Source organism: Caballeronia sp. INML1, assembly GCF_023631085.1.
GTDB lineage: Bacteria > Pseudomonadota > Gammaproteobacteria > Burkholderiales > Burkholderiaceae > Caballeronia > Caballeronia turbans.
The window spans coordinates 184440-202836 of the sequence record NZ_JALQDT010000055.1 but is presented as its reverse complement, the minus strand read 5'-3'; the positions used below and the strand labels follow the sequence as shown (position 1 = coordinate 202836).

General features: G+C 63.1%; 14 protein-coding genes, 2 pseudogenes and 2 CRISPR repeat arrays (1 of these 18 running past the window's edge). Of the genes and pseudogenes, 4 read left to right on the top strand and 12 right to left on the bottom strand.

Translation table 11 applies throughout. From position 1 onward, the window contains the following. A pseudogene (locus NCR38_RS20980) lies at positions 1-98 on the bottom strand (peptidase M19); the annotation flags it as partial. A 438-nt stretch (positions 99-536) separates the two neighbouring features. Between NCR38_RS20980 and NCR38_RS20975 the strand changes: the two are divergent. Then, on the top strand, positions 537-1532 hold the full coding sequence (locus NCR38_RS20975) for a GlxA family transcriptional regulator (protein WP_061120473.1): 996 nt from the start codon (positions 537-539) through the stop codon (positions 1530-1532). A 5-nt stretch (positions 1533-1537) separates the two neighbouring features. Here NCR38_RS20975 and NCR38_RS20970 read toward each other — a convergent pair whose 3' ends face one another. Together NCR38_RS20970 and fdhA are read right to left on the bottom strand one after the other, a co-directional pair. Beyond that, complete coding sequence (locus tag NCR38_RS20970) at positions 1538-2068, bottom strand: GNAT family N-acetyltransferase (protein ID WP_250477548.1); 531 nt, start codon at positions 2066-2068, stop codon at positions 1538-1540. Between the two features lie 462 nt (positions 2069-2530). Beyond that, positions 2531-3727: a formaldehyde dehydrogenase, glutathione-independent gene (gene fdhA / locus NCR38_RS20965; protein ID WP_250477547.1), complete on the bottom strand. Its 1197-nt coding sequence runs from the start codon at positions 3725-3727 to the stop codon at positions 2531-2533. A 248-nt stretch (positions 3728-3975) separates the two neighbouring features. On the opposite strand from fdhA, the gene betI reads away from it, so the two are divergent. The 3 genes from betI to betA are packed head-to-tail and all read left to right on the top strand — an operon-like array spanning position 3976 to position 7781. Next, entirely contained in the window at positions 3976-4563 is a 588-nt protein-coding gene (betI, locus tag NCR38_RS20960) for a transcriptional regulator BetI (RefSeq protein ID WP_061120470.1), read from the top strand. Between the two features lie 26 nt (positions 4564-4589). Further along, positions 4590-6059: a betaine-aldehyde dehydrogenase gene (betB, locus tag NCR38_RS20955; protein ID WP_061120469.1), complete on the top strand. Its 1470-nt coding sequence runs from the start codon at positions 4590-4592 to the stop codon at positions 6057-6059. 12 nt (positions 6060-6071) lie between these two features. Further along, positions 6072-7781, top strand: a complete 1710-nt coding sequence (gene betA / locus NCR38_RS20950; protein WP_409219300.1) for a choline dehydrogenase — start codon at positions 6072-6074, stop codon at positions 7779-7781. A 22-nt stretch (positions 7782-7803) separates the two neighbouring features. Beyond that, positions 7804-8258: direct repeats of the CRISPR family, unit length 28 nt; unit sequence GGTCTATCTCCGCACACGCGGAGGAACC. 88 nt (positions 8259-8346) lie between these two features. On the opposite strand, the gene cas2e is transcribed toward betA, so the two are convergent. The 9 genes and pseudogenes from cas2e to NCR38_RS20905 all read right to left on the bottom strand — a co-directional run bounded on the left by cas2e (position 8347) and on the right by NCR38_RS20905 (position 17102). After that, positions 8347-8646 carry a type I-E CRISPR-associated endoribonuclease Cas2e gene (gene cas2e, locus NCR38_RS20945; RefSeq protein WP_061120468.1) on the bottom strand — a complete coding sequence of 100 codons (300 nt, stop codon included), beginning with the start codon at positions 8644-8646 and terminating at the stop codon, positions 8347-8349. After that, complete coding sequence (gene cas1e / locus NCR38_RS20940; RefSeq protein WP_061120467.1) at positions 8618-9505, bottom strand: type I-E CRISPR-associated endonuclease Cas1e; 888 nt, start codon at positions 9503-9505, stop codon at positions 8618-8620. The genes cas2e and cas1e overlap by 29 nt, the downstream gene beginning before the upstream one ends. A 16-nt stretch (positions 9506-9521) precedes the next feature. Continuing rightward, positions 9522-10292: a type I-E CRISPR-associated protein Cas6/Cse3/CasE gene (cas6e, locus tag NCR38_RS20935; protein WP_061120466.1), complete on the bottom strand. Its 771-nt coding sequence runs from the start codon at positions 10290-10292 to the stop codon at positions 9522-9524. Then, positions 10289-11026, bottom strand: a complete 738-nt coding sequence (gene cas5e / locus NCR38_RS20930; protein ID WP_250477546.1) for a type I-E CRISPR-associated protein Cas5/CasD — start codon at positions 11024-11026, stop codon at positions 10289-10291. The genes cas6e and cas5e overlap by 4 nt, the downstream gene beginning before the upstream one ends. A gap of 1 nt (position 11027) precedes the next feature. Next, positions 11028-12210 (bottom strand): annotated as a pseudogene (gene cas7e / locus NCR38_RS20925) (type I-E CRISPR-associated protein Cas7/Cse4/CasC). Positions 12211-12261: 51 nt separating this feature from the next. Beyond that, on the bottom strand, positions 12262-12855 hold the full coding sequence (casB, locus tag NCR38_RS20920) for a type I-E CRISPR-associated protein Cse2/CasB (protein WP_061120463.1): 594 nt from the start codon (positions 12853-12855) through the stop codon (positions 12262-12264). After that, the gene (locus NCR38_RS20915) at positions 12842-14191 is read right to left on the bottom strand and encodes a type I-E CRISPR-associated protein Cse1/CasA (RefSeq protein ID WP_250477545.1); all 1350 of its coding nucleotides are present in this window, start codon (positions 14189-14191) and stop codon (positions 12842-12844) included. The genes casB and NCR38_RS20915 overlap by 14 nt, the downstream gene beginning before the upstream one ends. Next, positions 14169-14444, bottom strand: a complete 276-nt coding sequence (locus tag NCR38_RS20910; protein ID WP_250477544.1) for a hypothetical protein — start codon at positions 14442-14444, stop codon at positions 14169-14171. The genes NCR38_RS20915 and NCR38_RS20910 overlap by 23 nt, the downstream gene beginning before the upstream one ends. A 9-nt stretch (positions 14445-14453) precedes the next feature. Beyond that, complete coding sequence (locus tag NCR38_RS20905) at positions 14454-17102, bottom strand: CRISPR-associated helicase/endonuclease Cas3 (RefSeq protein ID WP_061120461.1); 2649 nt, start codon at positions 17100-17102, stop codon at positions 14454-14456. Positions 17103-17391: 289 nt separating this feature from the next. Then, positions 17392-18397: direct repeats of the CRISPR family, unit length 28 nt; unit sequence GGTTCCTCCGCGTGTGCGGAGATAGACC (it continues 1464 nt past the right edge of the window).

The window sequence follows — 18397 nt, the reverse complement described above, 5'->3', positions numbered from 1 at the left end:
GTCACGCCGCCCTTTCTCATGTCCTCGAACACGGAGCGCTCGAACTTCGAGATGTTCAGTCCGTCGATGATGATGCTGTCGTTGTGGAGGGTGCTCATCTGGGTGTGCTCCGCGTTGCCGGGTAGAGGGGAAAGACGAAGGTCTGACGCGCTTTGGAGCGCCTGATCGATTCCTTCGTCGTTGCGTCTATTCTTGACTTTCGCCCTGCCGGTCAATTTACGAATTCAGACGTGTTCTTTGCCTTTTCCGACATGCACGTCTGTTTTCGACAAGTGGCGAATTCGGATTGGGTGTAGCGCATGTATTCGTTCTTTCTGCTGCACTGCATCGGAACGATCGTGCGCTCAGGCAGTGCGCGGCTCGCGACACATGGCCCCGCCCTAGTGCGTACCCGCAGCAAAGCATGCACGGTGGCTTCCATGGCTCAGGGTTTAGCCTGATGGCATGGTAGTTGCACTCGAAACCAAAATTGAAGAAGTGGTAAAGCGCCGCGATTGACGGCGTCAAACATCAGATTCCAAGGAATCAGTTCTCACATGTCCTCCGATCGCACGGCGTCGCTGTCGCACTTCGCGTTCATGCCGCTTCCCAACTTCACGATGATCGCGTTCACGAATGCGGTTGAAGTCCTGCGCATGGCGAACTACCTGACAGGGCAGCCGCTCTATCGATGGTCGATCGTGAGTCCGGACGGCGGGCCCGTCACGGCGAGCAACGGGCTCTCCGTCGATACCGGTCCGGTGGACTGCGTGGGACAGCCCGACATCGTGTTCGTGGTCGGCGGCATCGACGTGCAGCGCTCGACGACGCCCGCGCATCTGTCGGCCTTGCGCCGCTTCGCACGCACGGGCAGCGTGCTCGGCTCGCTTTGCACCGGCACCTATGCCCTGGCGCGCGCGGGACTGCTCGCCGGCTATGCGTGCGCGATCCACTGGGAGAACATGTCGGCGCTCAAGGAAGAGTTTCCCGACACGCGCTTTCTCAAGGAGCTGTTCGTGATCGACCGCGATCGCGTGACGTGCACGGGCGGCGTCGCGCCGCTCGACATGATGCTGAATCTGATCGCCGCGCGCGTCGGCACGGCGCGGGTCACGCAGATTGCCGAGCAGTTCATCGTCGAGCATGTGCGGGATACGAGCGCACAGCAACGCATGCCTCTGGTGGCGCGTCTCGGGTCGGCGAACAAGTCGCTCTTCGAAGTCATCTCGCTGATGGAGAACAACATCGAGGAGCCGTTGTCGCGCGAAGAACTGGCGCGGCTCGCGGGCATGTCGCAACGGCAATTGCAGCGGCTATTCCGCGAGCACCTCGGCATGACGCCGACGCATTACTACCTGACCTTGCGTCTGCGGCGCGCGCGCGAGCTGCTGCTGCAGACCGACATGTCCATCATGCATATTACGATGGCGTGCGGCTTCCAGTCGGCGTGTCATTTCTCGAAAAGCTATCGCGATGCGTTCGGCACGGCGCCGACGCGCGAACGGCGCAAACAGGTGCCGTCGTTGTCTTCCGTCCCTGCGATGGTGGCCTGAGCCGCTCAGATCCTCAGGTGAAGGCGCGTTTCGCAGACTTCGCATCCGCCGACACGTTCCGTGCGGAACACGCCATCCAGCGCAAAGCCGAGTGCCTTATAAAAGCGCAGGCCGTGCGCGTTTTCTTCCAGCGCCCAGAGCGTCATTTCCCGATAGCCTTCGCTCGCCGCGGCGTTGATGGCCTCGTCGATCAACATCCTGCCTGCGCCCTTGCGCCAATGCGCCGGATCGACGTAGATGGCTTCGATTTCGGCGTCCGTGCTGCCTTTGTCGTGGTCGCGCGACGGTCCCCATGCGATCCAGCCCAGCAGGATGTCGTTGCGTTGCGCAAGCATCACACGTGGCGTGCCGCGTGCGATCAAGGCGGTCCATAGCGCGCGACGCTTCGCGATGGAGAGGGAATCGAGAAATTCGGCGGGAAACATCGAACGATAAGCGGCCTGCCAGGCCTTGACGTGGATGCGCGCGATCTCGGCGGCGTCATCGGGGCGCGCGAGGCGGACGGAAAGCGCGGTGCGGAGATAATCGGCCTTCATGCGTCAAGTATGACGCCGATTTTTGTTCGCAGGATGGCGTTTTTGGCTTGATTTCCGCTAGTTCAGGGGAATACGCCGTAGGTCTTGTGAAGGACGCGGCGCGCGTGATGAATGCGACCGCAACGAAGCTGCGCCTGTGCAAGTCTTCGCGCACGCCGCGCGATGCCGCCTCGACCCAGATGAACCAGCCACGCACGGCGCGCAAGCCGTGGAGCAAGACGTGATTAAAGCTTGCCGTGCCGGTGCGGATTGCTTCAAGCTGCCAAGACCCGTTCGCGGCGCAACCACGCGCCGGACTTGAAAGAATACGGCGGAATCCCGCGTGCGCTTTTTTACGGAAGCGTTAAACTCCGTCGCACGGCGATTTCTTGCGCGCAAAAGCCCCTCTCCGGGGCAATGCTAATAGACCAACAAACACGGCCAACTGCCCCCGCAGCAAAACAACCTCCGGGGGCGCTACCCTCAAGCCGCCTTCAACAACCCATGCGGATCGATGACGAATTTCCGCGGCGCACCGCCATCAAACTTGCGATAACCGTCCGGCGCTTCATCGAGCGACACGACCGTCACATTGACGATATCCGCAATCGGCAACCGGTCCCACAGAATCGCCTGCATCAGATTGCGGTTGTACTTCATGACCGGCGTCTGCCCGGTATGGAACGAGTGCGACTTCGCCCAGCCGAGGCCGAAGCGGATGCTCAGGCTGCCTTTCCTCGCGGCGGCGTCTACGGCGCCGGGATCGTCGGTCACGTAGAGACCCGGAATGCCGATTGCGCCCGCCGCCTTCGTGATCTCCATCAGCGAATTGAGCACCGTCGCGGGCGCTTCGTGGCCGCTGTCGCTGCCGTGGCCATGCGCCTCGAAGCCCACGCAATCCACCGCGCAGTCCACTTCCGGCTTGCCCAGAATCTGCTCGATCTGCTCGCCGAGCGTCGCGTCGTTCGACAGGTTGATCGTCTCGAAGCCCATCGCACGCGCGTGCGCAAGACGCTCCTCGTTAATGTCGCCGACGATCGTGCACGCCGCACCCAGCAGGCGCGCCGATGCCGCCGCCGCCATGCCGACCGGGCCCGCGCCCGCGATATACACCGTCGAGCCCGGCCCGACGCCCGCCATCACCGCGCCGTGATAACCCGTCGGAAGAATGTCGGAGAGGCAGGTGAGGTCGCGGATCTTCGACATCGCCTGGGCCTTGTCCGGAAAGTTCAGCAGATTGAAGTCCGCGTACGGAACCATCACGTATTCCGCCTGGCCGCCGATCCACCCGCCCATATCGACATAGCCGTACGCGCCGCCCGCGCGCGACGGATTCACGTTCAGGCACACGCCCGTGTGCTGCGCCTTGCAGGTCGGGCAACGGCCGCAAGCGACATTGAAGGGCACCGACACGAGATCGCCGACCGCGAGCGTCTCCACATCGCGCCCCACTTCGATGACTTCGCCCGTGATCTCGTGGCCGAGCACGAGACCGACCTGCGCAGTCGTCCGGCCGCGCACCATGTGCTGGTCCGAACCGCAAATATTGGTGCTGACTACTTTCAGAATGACGCCGTGGCCGATGTCGCGGCCGCGTGGATCCACCATTTTCGGATAGTCGATGGATTGCACCTCGACCTTGCCCTGCCCCAGATAAACGACGCCGCGATTGCTGCTCATTGATCGTCTCCATGATTCGTGGACGGCACGCGCGACGAGTCCGCCGCACTCCTTTGGCTCATCGTTGCCTCATCGCGCCCGTGAAACGAGGGTAGCGCTCTCGCGAAGCCGCGACTGTCACTCAATGCGACGCGCGTTTGACTGAAACCGACATCGCGCCCCGAAATCCTTTCGACCCGGTTTTTATTGATTGACCGTTCAAAATAAAAAACCTAGTATCGGCGCAACTCGTCTGCTACAGAACCGCCATGCCCAAGCTCGGAATGCGCGAGATCCGCCGCGCACAACTCATCGACGCCACGTTGCACACCATCGACCAGTCGGGGCTCGCGGGCGCGACGCTCGCCTCGGTCGCGCAGCGCGCGAGTACGTCGACGGGAATCGTCAGTCACTACTTCGGCGACAAGGATGGCCTGCTCGAAGCCACGATGCGTCATGTGCTGCGCTCGCTGTGGCAGGGCACGTCACGCCGCCGCAAGGCCGCGAAGCCCGATCCGCGCTCGAAGCTGCGCGCGGTCGTCGCCGCGAATTTCGACGTCGAACAGGTGAACGGGCCGGTCATGAAGACGTGGCTCGCCTTCTGGTCGGAGAGCATGCACAAGCCGGAGCTGCGGCGGCTGCAACGCGTGAACACCCGGCGTCTGAATTCGAATCTGTGCGCGGATTTCGCGCGAGCATTGCCGAAGCCGGCCGCGCGCCGTGCCGCGAGCGGCCTCGCCGCGCTGATCGACGGCCTGTGGCTGCGCGGCGCGCTCGCGGGCGAACCGTTCGATACGAAGGGCGCGCTGCGGCTCGCCTACGACTACATCGACCTCGTGCTGGAAGCGCGCGGTTGAGTCCATCACTTTTGAAGGAGCGCGACATGTCCGCATTCGGAGAGCAACGGCTTTATATCGGCGGCGAATACGTCGATGCGACGAGCGGCGAAACCTTCGACACGCTCGATCCCGCGACCGGCGAAACGCTCGCGCGCGTGCAGCAGGCGTCGCAGGCGGATATCGATCGCGCGGTGCGCTCGGCGAGTGAGGGCCAGCGCGAATGGGCCGCGATGACCGCGATGCAGCGCTCGCGCATCCTGCGCCGCGCGGTCGACCTGCTTCGCGCGCGCAACGACGAGCTCGCCGCGATCGAAACGCGCGATACCGGCAAGCCGATCGCCGAGACGCGCACGGTCGATATCGTCACGGGCGCGGATGTCATCGAGTATTACGCGGGGCTTGCGACGGCCATCGAAGGCGAGCAGATTCCGCTGCGCGAATCGTCGTTCGTCTATACGCGGCGCGAACCGCTCGGCGTGTGCGCGGGCATCGGCGCGTGGAATTACCCGATTCAGATCGCGTGCTGGAAGTCCGCGCCCGCGCTCGCCGCGGGCAACGCGATGATCTTCAAGCCGAGCGAAGTCACGCCGCTGACCGCGTTGAAGCTTGCCGAAATCTATACCGAAGCGGGCGTGCCCGCGGGCGTCTTCAACGTCGTGCAGGGCGATGGCCGGGTCGGTGCGATGCTCGCCGAACATGCCGGCATCGACAAGATTTCGTTCACGGGCGGCGTCGAAACGGGAAAGAAGGTGATGGCCCACGCGGGCGGCTCGACGCTCAAGGAAGTGACGATGGAACTGGGCGGCAAGTCGCCGCTCATCGTCTTCGACGATGCCAACCTCGAACGCGCCGCCGATATCGCGATGAGCGCGAACTTCTTCAGCTCGGGACAGGTGTGCACGAACGGCACGCGCGTGTTCGTGGCGCGCGGTGTCATGGATGAATTCGAAGCGCTGGTTCTGGCGCGCGTGAAGCGCATTCGCATCGGCGCACCCGATGATCCGGATACCAACTTCGGGCCGCTCGTGAGCGCAGCGCAATTGCGGAAGGTGCTCGGCTTCATCGAGAGCGGCAAGCGCGAAGGCGCGCGGCTCGTCGCGGGCGGTTCGCGCATGACCGATGGCATCTTCGCTTCCGGCCAGTATGTCGAGCCGACCGTCTTCGCCGATTGTCGCGACGACATGCGCATCGTGCGCGAGGAAATCTTCGGACCCGTGATGAGCATTCTCGCGTTCGATGACGAAAGCGAAGTCATCGCGCGCGCCAACGATACGGATTACGGTCTTGCGGCCGGTGTCGTGACGGAGAACCTGTCGCGCGCGCATCGCGTGATTCATCGGCTTCAGGCGGGCATTTGCTGGATCAATACGTGGGGTGAATCGCCGGCGGAAATGCCCGTGGGCGGCTACAAGCAATCGGGCATCGGGCGAGAGAACGGCATCGTCACGCTGCATGCCTATACGCGCATCAAGTCCGTGCAGGTCGAGCTCGGCCCCTATCAGCCCGTGTTTTAAGGAGTATTTGCGATGAGCGCGAAAGAATACGACTACATCATCGTCGGCGCGGGATCGGCGGGCAACGTGCTCGCGTCGCGCCTCACCGAAGACGAGGACGTGAGCGTGCTGCTGCTCGAAGCGGGCGGGCCGGACTATCGCTTCGACTTTCGCACGCAGATGCCCGCGGCGCTGGCATATCCGCTTCAGGGGCGGCGCTATAACTGGGCGTATGAAACCGAGCCCGAGCCGCATATGAACAACCGCCGCATGGAATGTGGGCGCGGCAAGGGGCTGGGCGGATCGTCGCTCATCAATGGCATGTGCTATATCCGCGGCAATGCGCTCGATTACGATAACTGGGCCGCGCAGCCGGGGCTCGATGACTGGAGCTATCTCGACTGCCTGCCGTATTTTCGGAAGGCGGAGACACGCGATATCGGTCCGAATGCGTATCACGGCGGCGATGGCCCCGTGCATGTGACGACGAGCAAGCCCGGCAACAATCCGCTTTTCGCCGCGATGGTCGAGGCCGGCGTGCAGGCGGGTTATCCGCGCACCGAGGATCTGAACGGTTATCAGCAAGAAGGTTTCGGCCCGATGGATCGCACTGTGACTGCGAACGGACGGCGTGCGAGCACGGCGCGCGGGTATCTGGATCGCGCGAAGCATCGCGCGAATCTCACGATCGTTACGCATGCAACCACCGACCGCGTGGTGTTCGCGGGCAAGCGTGCAATCGGCGTCGCGTATCTGCACGGCGGGCAGCGTGTCACGGCGCATGTGCGGCGCGAGGTGCTCGTGTGCAGCGGCGCGATTGCTTCGCCGCAATTGCTGCAACGCTCGGGCGTGGGGCGGCCGGCGTGGCTCAGGGAGCTGGAGATTCCCGTGGTGCACGATCTGCCGGGTGTCGGTGAGAACTTGCAGGATCACCTGGAGATGTACATGCAATACGAATGCAAGGAGCCTGTCTCCTTGTATCCGGCGTTGCAGTGGTGGAATCAGCCGGCGATCGGCCTCGAGTGGATGCTGAACGGCACGGGCATCGGCGCGAGCAATCAGTTCGAAGCGGGCGGGTTCATCCGCACACGCGACGACGACCCGTGGCCGAACATTCAGTATCACTTCTTGCCGGTGGCGATCAACTACAACGGATCGAATCCGATCAAGATGCACGGATTTCAGGCGCACGTCGGATCGATGCGCTCGCCGAGCCGCGGGCGCGTGAAGCTCAAGTCACGCGATCCGCATGCGCATCCGGGCATTCTTTTCAACTACATGGCCGATCCGCTCGACTGGCGCGAGTTCCGCGATGCGATTCGCATCACGCGGGAGATCATGCGTCAGCCTGCGCTCGCGCGGTATCGGGGGCGCGAGCTTCATCCTTCCGATGACCTGAAAAGCGATGCGGAACTCGATGCCTTCGTGAGAGCGAAGGCGGAGACGGCTTATCACCCTTCCTGTTCGTGCAAGATGGGCTACGACGATATGGCTGTCGTCGATGGGGAGGGACGCGTGCATGGGATGGAAGGATTGCGCGTCTTGGATGCGTCGATCATGCCGCAGATCACGACCGGGAATCTCAATGCGCCGACGATCATGTTGGCGGAGAAGATCGCGGATCGGATTCGGGGAAGGGAGGCGTTGGGGCGCGTGGCGACGCCTTATTTTGTGGCGGGGGGGAAGCGGGCGCGGGGGGAGGTGGGGGATGTTTCCGCATACGCGGAGGAATCTCGCTCTTGAGCGGGTCGGTCATGTCAACCTGGCTCTATCTCCGCACACGCGGAGGAACCTTTTCTGCGATCAAAGCCTCGGCATCGTCCTCAGGTCTATCTCCGCACACGCGGAGGAACCGTCTCGTCCGTGGCAGAGAAAGACGGTATCACGGGTCTATCTCCGCACACGCGGAGGAACCCGGCGCGACCCACGCACGCGTGACGCCCGGCACGGTCTATCTCCGCACACGCGGAGGAACCGCAATGTTGAGCGCGGTTAGGCGTTCGTAGAGCGGTCTATCTCCGCACACGCGGAGGAACCGGTGAAAAAGCCTCTCCCCTTCCGCTCCTCTGGGGTCTATCTCCGCACACGCGGAGGAACCCGCAGACGCAAGTTTTTGCCGGTCTGACGCAGAGGTCTATCTCCGCACACGCGGAGGAACCTGGGGGCTGATGACCGCGCTGGCCACGGTCCTGGGTCTATCTCCGCACACGCGGAGGAACCTCTACCTCATAACCCCATGACCAGAAACGCAAAATCCCCCTTCTGATCCAATCTCAAACGCCGAATTTTCAAAGAACAATACGCGCACCTACGCCATCAACCGCCGCACGACATACATCCCATCGACATCGACAAGCTCTCGCGGCGGCGCACCGAGATGCGCGATCCCGATACCACCGACCGCATCCAGATCCCGCCAAACCATCACCACACTGCCTCGCGGCTCGTGTCCGTGCCAATCGGCAAGCACTGACCAGGTCCGTTCGCGCACGCCCTTGTTCATGCGCGGCGCGACATACACCCCCGCCGAGACATCCAGCATCACCGAGGCAAGAAATCCGCGAAACCGGTCCGCCACATCACGCGTCACTACCACGACCAGCGCCATCGTTCTCCTCCAGCTTCTCGTCCAGACGCAGCACTTGCTTCACGCGATCGATCATCGCGGGAATGACCGCCTTTTTGCGAAACACCCGCGCCGCCTCGCGCCGCACCAGACGGTCGATCGTCTGATCGTTTCGCCCGGCTTCCTTTACGGCGGCGAACGCTATCGAAAGCGTGATGTCATCGCGAAAAAGATCGGCGATATCGAGCACGAACGCTTGCCCCGAATCCTCGTGGATGAATCCGAGCTGCGGTATCGCAGCCAGCGCCTGCACAGCGATGGCGGCCGCCGCCTGCACCGCCGTCGCTGCATGATTGATCGCCTGATTCGGCAGATCGGTGGCTTCGGGATTCGCACGGTCATAACGACGCCCGTCCCAGTCGATGCCGAACTGCTGCGCCCGCAGCCGATAGATCGTCTTCACGCGCGCGCCTTCGATGCCGCGAAGCGTGTCGAGATCGCGATGCGGCAGCACTTCGCCCAGACGCAGCGCATACATGTGCCGCGCGACGCTCAAGCGCCGTCGCGGGCTGCCCCACAGTTCCGCTTGCCGGCGCGCGACGCTCGAACGGTCCGGCATCAACGGCGGCGCGGTGTAGGTACGCACTCCGTCGACGCCCACCGCCGCGAGCAGCGTCCCATGACGGGCGAGCAGACGCAGTGCGTCGTGCGTCACGCTGCTGCCCGGGCCGAGCAGAATCATCGACACCGACTGATGCGGAATCTGATCGACATATTTCCCGCTCGAAAAATGCAGGCATCCGTCGATCACGTTCAACTCACCGCGCTCGAGCCACACGAGACCGTGACGATCCACATGCGGAACGCGCGAAGTGTCGAGTCCGAGGCGACCCTTCAGCACGGGCGTGTTGCGCGACTCATGCCGATATCGACGCCGGCTTGAGCAGCAACATGCCGAACCCGAACGCACGATGACGCCCGACGCCGCGCATGAGCAGGCTTGCGAACGCGTCCGTATCCTCGACGCGAACGTGCCCGCTGAACGTGGCATCCGGACCGACGATGGTGTGCGGCTTGCGGCCTCCGTACCCCTGCTCGCTCGACTGTGTCCGGCGCAAGACCGGCGTGAGCTGAAAGCGCGTCATGCGCGCTTCGACCAGCTTCGCGGCGCGACTGGTCTCGAATTGCTCGGCGAGCCACTGTGCATAGACGGCCTCGCGCGGCAGGGGCTGCTGGTCCTCCATGCGCGCTTCGTCTTCGCGATACGCATCGCGCTCGCTCGCGTGCTTGCGATCATTCTCTACGTAACTGTTACGGCGCGTGGGCCGCACGCGGACCTCGAAACCCAGCACGCGGCCCGCGTCCCAGCGATGCGGAAACGCACGCACGCACAGGCCGGGACTTCGCGGCCCTGCGTCGAGACCCAGTGCGTCGGCGAGATCGGGCGCCGCGCACATCGCGGCCGCCTCGTGCAGTTGTTCAGCCTCGCTTTGCGTGTAGGCCAGCAGTCCCGCGCGCGCATCGCGATAGTAAAAAGGCTTCGGCGCGCGCTCACCGAACACGAGATGGAGCGCCGCATGCAATGCATAGCCGAGATCGCCGCCCGCCGGCAACCAGCCTTGCCGCGAGGCCCACAGCACGAGCTTGCGCGAATCGGGTTGGCAGTGCATCAAGTTGAAGACGGTCATACGGATCGTTCCGCCAAGTTCGATGAATTCGCTGCAGGCGTCACCCGTGTTGGGCCGCTCCCTTCGAGCACGCGCCGCCAGCCGCCGTGAACGCCAGTCTTCCAGTTGCGTTCGTCGCATACGTCCTGCCATCGCGACTGACGCGGCGTGCCCTCGCCTTCGGGCAATTGAACGCGGAACTCGGGCACGTCCGGCGCAGCGGTCTGTTGCAGCGCGTCGAGTATGTCGTCGGCATCGATGATGTCGATGAACACGCGCGTCATCGGCAGACAAGGCTTGCGGCCGATGAAAAGCGGACGCTTCGGCCGATCGAGCGCGGCCGCGATGTCATCGAGCGTCGGTTTCTCGTCCGCCGGTTCGAGCCGCATGGCGATGAGCGCGTCGAGATCCGCGTGATACTCGCGATGACGCAAATGCGGGCCCTCGTACGAGTCGCCCTGACGCGTCTCGGGCTCACGACGCGTCGTCCATGCCTCGTCGCGCTTGCCGAGCTGCGCTGTCTGAAAATCGACGAGCCGCGTGCCGCCGTCATCGAGCCGCGTGCCCATCACGATGCGCGCCTGCAACCGGTCGTGCGAAGCGAAGTCGCCGCGATCGTAACCGAGCGCATTGGCGATCAGGCCCGTCACCATCGACAGCGCGGGAAAGTCGCGGATCACGCCGTTGCTGTCGATCGTTTCGCCGCCGAACGACACGAGCGGTGCGCGCAAGCGCATCAGCAGATGTCGGGACATGTCACGCGCCCTCGACGATGCGGTTCTGAACCCACTTGCCGAGTTGATCGAGTGAGAGGCGTTGGGCCTTCGGCATCGGCGTCTCGTCATCGAGCGCGAGATACCGGCGATCGAGCGGCGCCCCATATGCCGCGTCGTGCTTGTCGATTTCCCGCGCGAGTTGCCTGATTGCGTGCTCGCGGATATTCGCGCCCTTCAGCTTCAGCGCCGTTTCGAAAGCGCCCGCGAGACTGCGCGGCTGCCAGTCACCCGTTTCGACGAGCATCAGGCTCGCGTGACCGAATGGCGCTGTCGAACCGCGCTTCGCGCCGGGACTGACGGTCGCGATCAGATGCAGCAGGTTGTTGACGACCCGTCCTGCCAGTTCGCGCCGCTCGGGATGCGCCGAAAAGCACTCCGCCATGCCGATACCTTCGAGATTCGCCACCAGTTGAGGCACATCCACGACGACATAACCATAGTAGAGACCGGACGCGAGTTCCGTGTCGAAGAGGCCTGCTGAGCCGCGTTCGCCGGTTTCGCGCAAGAGGTCGTCGACGACGGTGAAATAGTCGTTCTCCACCTGCGCTTCGTGCACGGTGAACGCGTGCGCGACATACACTGCGGCATCGCGCGACGCGAGGATATCCGACGTGACCATGCGACCGAAGAGCGCCGACTCGAGACCGCTGCCGTGCTTGAGCGCTTCGATGTTCGCCTTCTCCTCCTTGAGGAAGCCGGCGACCGCTGATGTCAAGGCCGCCTCCTCCTGGGCATTCTCGCGCCAGCGTCGCGCAACGCTGCACGAGATAGTCGATTTCCGCCTTGCCGAGCAGAACGGCCTGCCCGGTTTCCAACGCATCCTTTCCCTTGAGCTTCTTTCCGCCCTTGTCGAGCAAGCCTGCATCGCGCAAGGCCTCGGCCGCGGTTTGAGCAAGGGCCTCGGGCACGTTCTGCCTGATCAGTTCGTCGCGGATCATCGTGAGCGTGATGCGCGAACGGACGGCCATCGGCACGCCGAGCGTCGCCAGCGAGTGGTGATCGTCGGCCGTGCGCCAGTGCCGTTTGAGACATTGCGATGAAATACGCGTGCGGATGGCATCGCCCATCGGAAGGCGTTTCGCGAGGCCGGAATCGTCACGGTTGAGAAGCGCGGCGGAGTAGCTTTGCAGCGTGTGAATCTGGATGAAGCGCGGGTGAGTCATGTTCGGTCCTTCGGTTGCTGATTGAGTAGGCGTTTGTCTGCGTGCCGGCGGTCACGGCTTCTTTGCGCCTTCGGGGCTGGCGCTGGCATGGTCATGGACGAACCGGATGCGCAGCGCTTCCGCCCAACGCTTTCCCTTGGAATGTTCCGCGCTTTCGTTCAGGACGAAGGTGCCCAGTTCGGCCCAGTTCGGCTCGACATTCCTGCTTTGCATCATGCGAAGAGCACGCTGCAGCAGTGGGAAAAACGCATCGCCACGCGCGTTGAAAAGCCGGGTGACGCGCGCATCTGACACGCCTGCGCGCCTCAACTGGAATCCGAATCGTGCGTTCGCCTTGCTCTCGCCATCCTTCGGCATGTGATGACCCGTCAGCGCGATGCCGTTCACGATCACGGCCCATCGCTTCCAGCCCTCGACGCTCAATTGTTCGCAATCCACTTTCGCACGCTGCAAAGCGCGCGTGAGGGCCGCAATCTGTTGCACCGTCAGCGACTCCGCATCCGGGTTGAGACGCTTGAGCGCGACATGGTCCGCCTTCAGCGCGCCTTCGCCTTGTCTTCCGGCTTCGATGAAACGGGCGAGCGTTTGTGCCTGATTGCTCGAGACGCGCCATGTTTGCGGCGCGACGCCTTCAATTTGAGTCATCTGAATCCCCTTCGAACGATTCGGATTGCGCGGCTTTACGCGCTTCATCGCGGTCTTTCAACACGCGAGCGATTCGATTCGGCGCTTTCTCTGAACGCAAGAAACCGTGAAAACGCGAAAGCGCCGCGCCTCGAGCGCGATAGACGCGTTCCGCGCTGCGCGGTCCCGCGACGAATGCTTGCTCCAGCACTGCGGCGGCGCGATCGACGATCGCAAGGAGCCATTGGTCGTGCTCACCGTCCCGGTCGTCGGCTTCGATCTCCTTGCCGAGATCGTCGAAGAATCGCTGGTCTTCGCCTTGCTCGAACGCGCTCGCAAACTTGCCCGCTTTGTTCTTGATCTCGTCGCTCACGTTCTGAGCGTCGTTGCCCAGGAGCGCACACAACGCGCCCCAAAGCGTCTTGCGGACATCGCTGATTGCCGTGATGCGCTCTTGTGCCACCTTGGCGACCTCATCGCTGCTTTGCCGCAGCATCAAGTCGCGCATCTTCGTCGTAATCGGAATGCGTCTTTCGTGATATCCCTCGGTCTTTCCCTTACCGCGCGCGATAGCTTGAGCGAGGATGACGAGGCCTTCTTTTGCATCGTCTTCCTGCACATTTTGCGTGATGGTCGGCTTGTATTCACTCGAGAACGCAAGCGCGCTCGCGAGTTTGTAATCGAAGCCTCTCGCCGTGATCGACAGCGCCTTGCCCTCGGCGGCCTCGATCGGCGTCCAGGCATCGCCCGTCTTGCCGCACCGTTCCTTCGCGGCGATGCGCGTGGTCTTGCTGGTCGTGGCGATGGCGGCGAACGTTTCGCCGTGCGCCTGAATACGCACGCGCCGGCACACTTCGATATAGAAGGGATCGAGTTGGTCGAAGGAAAGGCTGCTCGCGCCGTCCCAAGGCTGAAGCCACACGAGCGCGATGCCGTCTTTTTCCTTCAACTCGAACATCTCCACAATCTGGTTGCGATTGCGAAGCAGAAGCCGGACGTCACGCGCCCAGCGCTTCCCCCAGCGGCCGATCGGCACCACACCGAACGCCGGACGACTGGCGAAGCCGCCGTTCATGCGCGAAATGCCATAGTTGCCCGCACCAAGAAAGCCATCTTGTGTCTGCAGGCTGACGAGCGCGTAGATCCAGTCCTCGGCTTGTGCATGAGCCATGCGTTGGGCCTTGAGGTCGTGATTCTTCGATGTCACCAGCATGTCGAGCGCGTCGGGCGTTGCAAGGCACTTCTTCCACGTGCGCGATGCCCCACGCTCACACGGCGCCTGCAAGAAGGCTGGGCGATCGTCCGGTGCGACGAGCGAGAACGCCGCGCCGTCGCTATCGTCGGGCGTCAGGTGCAAGCAATGCCGTGCGCCATTCGCCGGCGGTTTCGAAGGGCGTATCGCGCTTCGCCGCATGAAGCGCGATCGCCGCAAGCTGCACGAGAAACGCATGCCACGGATGACGCTGATGCGGACGCAGCGCGGGAAAATCGCTCACCTCGTCATTGTTGAACGCGATCAGCAGTTCCGGCAGCGTCGCGTACCGTTCCTGTCGATTGCTGGTCCGGTAGCGGATCAGCGCTTGATCGAGCAAGCTGAATTGGATGTGCATGAATGGGCTCTAAACTTTGCGCGCGCCGATCTTCTCGATACCGAACCGGGTGTACGAATAGCGAGCGGCGCCCAAGGCAAATTCGAAACCTCCGTCGTGACGGACGATCGAATCCGGCTTCGCGTCTGCGTCGAGCCGGGGTGACAGCATGTGATGACGGATGGCGATCTGGCGCACCTCCGCGCCGAACGGCCCCGGCTCAGGCGGTTCGAACTCGACGAGACGGTCGGCCGCGCCAAGACGCGTGGCGATGTGCTCGTCGCCGTCAGGGAACCCGGCTTCATCGAAACGCGCGTCGTAGGAAAGCACATTGAGTCGCGCGGTTATTCGCTTGGCGCTCGTGCCGCCTTCGAGCTGTTGCGCAAGTTGCTCCCACGATGCGCCGAGTTCTTTTTGTATCGAATGCAGGCAATCGGGATGTGTCGCGCGCTCCACGAGGCTGCGGTTTTCGCGCGGAATCACGCGGCTCGGCTGCTCGCAGATCAGACGTCGCGTCGCTTCGATCATGCGCAAGTCGGGATAGACGCCGCCGCCGTCTTTCAGCGGGCCGAGGCCATTGCGCGGCACCTGAAGGCACGCTTCGAAGGAACCGCTCGCCGGTATGAGCACCCAAGCGCGCGCTTCTTCGAAACCCTTCGGCCGGCGATCCTCGCCTTTGCGTTCGTGCCGATGCAAGCGGCCGATGCGCTGCAACAGCACGTCCATCGGACAGATATCTGTAATGAGCATGTCCGCGTCGATATCGAGGCTTTGCTCGAGCGTCTGCGTGCCAACGACGATGCACGCCTGCATTGCCTCGCGCACCTTGCCGACGCGCTTTTCGACGCGCGCATCGAGACACGGCCTGTCCTGCCGGCTGAAGCGGCTGTGATGCAGCGTCGGGACGCCCTCGAGATCGAACAGCCATGCGCGATCGCCGGATGCGTCGACCAACGCTTCCACCGCCTTTTGTGTCGCGATTGCGGCCGGTACGGTGTTGCGGACGATCAATACGCGCGCGCCTTGCTTCGCGGCATCGAATGCGAGTTGGGCGATGCGCTCGTGATCGTCGATTGCGTCGAGTGTTTGCCAGTGGACCGTCTTCGATCTTCCGGAGCCGGGCAATCCTCGAACGGTTCCACCGTCCGTGAGCGCGGGGTACGGCGATCGCACGGCTTCTTCGATATCTGGCACAGCGACTTCCCCGCCCCCGCTCGCGATGCGCTGAAACCGCGCGCGCTGACCTGAACCGAGCGTGGCGGACAAAAGCAGCGCATGGCCGCCCGTGGCGACATGCGCCTTGAGGAGTTGCTCCAGCACTTGCGACATGTAGGCGTCGGACGCGTGCACTTCGTCGACGACGAGCAAGGACCGGCAAAGCGCCGCATGACGCAGATGCGCATGACGCACTTGCAGCGCCGCGAGCAACGCCTGATCGATCGTGCCGACGGCGATCGTCGCCGCGAGAAACCGCTTCGGCGACTCGGCGGCCCAGCGCTGGTGCGCCGTCGCATCGTCGGGATGATCGGCCCACAAGACCTGAAAGTCCGGCAAGGCGAATTTTTCATTGCCATCCGCGCTTTCGTAGCCCGGCAGGGCACGCACGACGACCGGCGCGTTCTTCGGCCAGAGACGCGCGACGAACTTGCGCACGCGCTCATAAACCTGAGCGGCGGCCACGCGCGTAGGCAGCGCGAAATACAGCGAATCGACCTTGCCGGCCTCGAAGAGCTTCGCGAAGCGCCACAGCGCGGCTTCGGTCTTGCCGCTACCGGTTTCCGATTCGAGGATGAGAAGCGGGCCGAGTTCTTCCTCTCCGAGCGCGCTTTGAACCGGGCGTGGCGCATCGACTTCGAAAGCGGACTGGAAAGAGAATCCTTCGCGAATCAGCTGCGCGCGCAGCGCCGAGGTTTCGAGTCCGATAGATGCAATCGCCTTCGATGCCCGATCGAGCGCGTCTTTCAGCGCGCGCGCGGAGCCTGGCGTGCCGTACTCGAAGAAGCGCAGATCGGAACCGAGCCAGTCGGCCAATTGCACGAGGCCCGCGAACAGATGAACGAACGCGGGCGTGGACGGGAGCGGCTCGCCGCCCGAGTCGAATGCCAGTGGAAAGTGCTGACGCAAGGCAGCGCCGATTTCCTTCAGCGCGATGGCAGGACTGTAGAGATCGCGACCGGCGGCATCGCGCACGGGCCGCCATATCAGCGGATCGATTCCCGATGGATCCTTGAGGGGACGACCGTGGTGGCCCAGGCTCGCCAGCAGAAGTTCATACACACCGCCGCCCCATGTCGATATCGCTTCGATGGGCAGTTCTGAAAGCGGTGCTCCACCGCAGTGGAACGCGTGGAGCGCCTCCACGCCGTGTCCTGCTTTCTGCGGCCATTCGCGCGGCGCGGGGCCTTTCCATCGTTTCGCCTGAAAGCCGCTATTGGCCTTTCCGAAGTCGTGCAGATAGGCAAGTGCTGTGAGCCGCTCGACATCCTGCTCGCTCAATGACCGACCGGCGCTGACGCTCAAGGCGTCGCGAATGCGCCCGCAATGCGCGATCGCCATGAAGCACGCCGCCACATCCAGCATGTGATCGCAAAGCGGATGGAAGAGCGAGTGCTCGTCTCCGTCTCTCGGCCGCTTGCCCCACGCGACGAAAGTATCGCTCTTGTTTGTCTCTGTTCGCATGCGCTCTCTGATCACGTGCGGTTGCCTCTATGTCACGCAGTGATCGTTTTTTGTTTTGGATGACTATCTTTTTACTTTTCGAGCGTAGGTAATTCCATACGAATCCGCCTAAATCGTGCGTGCGATCTGCATGCTGCATACGGCGGGGTCCTGCATGAGCGTGGCGCGGCAGTTCAGCGTTTCTATGTTTGACAGCCAGCGGGCCACTCGCCATACTCTCGGCCGGCTGGCCTGTTCGGAACATCGAATCGGTCGTTTGTTCTTTTAAATCATGAAAGTAAGTGGGAGAGGTTCCTCCGCGTGTGCGGAGATAGACCCTCACCGAGCCAGACTGAATGAGCGATACGACAGGTTCCTCCGCGTGTGCGGAGATAGACCTTTCCGACGCGTTGCCGAGAAAGCTCTTGTCCGGGTTCCTCCGCGTGTGCGGAGATAGACCGCAGAAGCATTGCTTGCTGACCTGCTCGGCGTAGGTTCCTCCGCGTGTGCGGAGATAGACCGCACAGGACCGCGTCATGGCGGCGGCATTCCAGGGTTCCTCCGCGTGTGCGGAGATAGACCCGACCGAGTTATCCACAGCCGCCACTTGCTTCAGGTTCCTCCGCGTGTGCGGAGATAGACCCGGGATCTCCGGTCACAGGTCTGGGAAGAGGTGGGTTCCTCCGCGTGTGCGGAGATAGACCCGTGGCGCCGCGCGGCACCGGAACCGTCGGCGGGGTTCCTCCGCGTGTGCGGAGATAGACCCTGGGGGGGCGGCTCTCCGCTGTGGCTTGGCTTGGTTCCTCCGCGTGTGCGGAGATAGACCCAGCGGTTTGTTGAGGCTCGACTGTTCCGGCGAGGTTCCTCCGCGTGTGCGGAGATAGACCCTGGAAAGGCGATATCGGCAGTCTGGACGAACTGGTTCCTCCGCATGTGCGGAGATAGACCCTCGGCATCCTTCGCGCACGCGCGGTAGAGGATGGTTCCTCCGCGTGTGCGGAGATAGACCATGCCCGCGTCGCGCTGCATTCTGGTGTGGTCGGGTTCCTCCGCGTGTGCGGAGATAGACCCGGAAGCACGCAGCCATATAGGCCGGCGTCATCGGTTCCTCCGCGTGTGCGGAGATAGACCCTCACCGCGGCGCTGGCGGATCGACTTGAGCATGGTTCCTCCGCGTGTGCGGAGATAGACCGTGAGGGAACGAGCACCGCACGTTCTTCGCCAGGGTTCCTCCGCGTGTGCGGAGATAGACCCGTGTCCAGCGTCATGTCCGCATAAGTGTTGTCGGTTCCTCCGCGTGTGCGGAGATAGACCCG

Excerpts from the sequence above, each read along its gene's own strand:
- NCR38_RS20975 (WP_061120473.1), top strand. The coding sequence starts at position 537 with ATGTCCTCCGATCGCACGGCGTCGCTGTCGCACTTCGCGTTCATGCCG.
- NCR38_RS20970 (WP_250477548.1), bottom strand. The coding sequence starts at position 2,068 with ATGAAGGCCGATTATCTCCGCACCGCGCTTTCCGTCCGCCTCGCGCGC.
- fdhA (WP_250477547.1), bottom strand. The coding sequence starts at position 3,727 with ATGAGCAGCAATCGCGGCGTCGTTTATCTGGGGCAGGGCAAGGTCGAG.
- betI (WP_061120470.1), top strand. The coding sequence starts at position 3,976 with ATGCCCAAGCTCGGAATGCGCGAGATCCGCCGCGCACAACTCATCGAC.
- betB (WP_061120469.1), top strand. The coding sequence starts at position 4,590 with ATGTCCGCATTCGGAGAGCAACGGCTTTATATCGGCGGCGAATACGTC.
- betA (WP_409219300.1), top strand. The coding sequence starts at position 6,072 with ATGAGCGCGAAAGAATACGACTACATCATCGTCGGCGCGGGATCGGCG.
- cas2e (WP_061120468.1), bottom strand. The coding sequence starts at position 8,646 with ATGGCGCTGGTCGTGGTAGTGACGCGTGATGTGGCGGACCGGTTTCGC.
- cas6e (WP_061120466.1), bottom strand. The coding sequence starts at position 10,292 with ATGACCGTCTTCAACTTGATGCACTGCCAACCCGATTCGCGCAAGCTC.
- cas5e (WP_250477546.1), bottom strand. The coding sequence starts at position 11,026 with ATGTCCCGACATCTGCTGATGCGCTTGCGCGCACCGCTCGTGTCGTTC.
- casB (WP_061120463.1), bottom strand. The coding sequence starts at position 12,855 with ATGACTCAAATTGAAGGCGTCGCGCCGCAAACATGGCGCGTCTCGAGC.
- NCR38_RS20910 (WP_250477544.1), bottom strand. The coding sequence starts at position 14,444 with ATGCACATCCAATTCAGCTTGCTCGATCAAGCGCTGATCCGCTACCGG.
- NCR38_RS20905 (WP_061120461.1), bottom strand. The coding sequence starts at position 17,102 with ATGCGAACAGAGACAAACAAGAGCGATACTTTCGTCGCGTGGGGCAAG.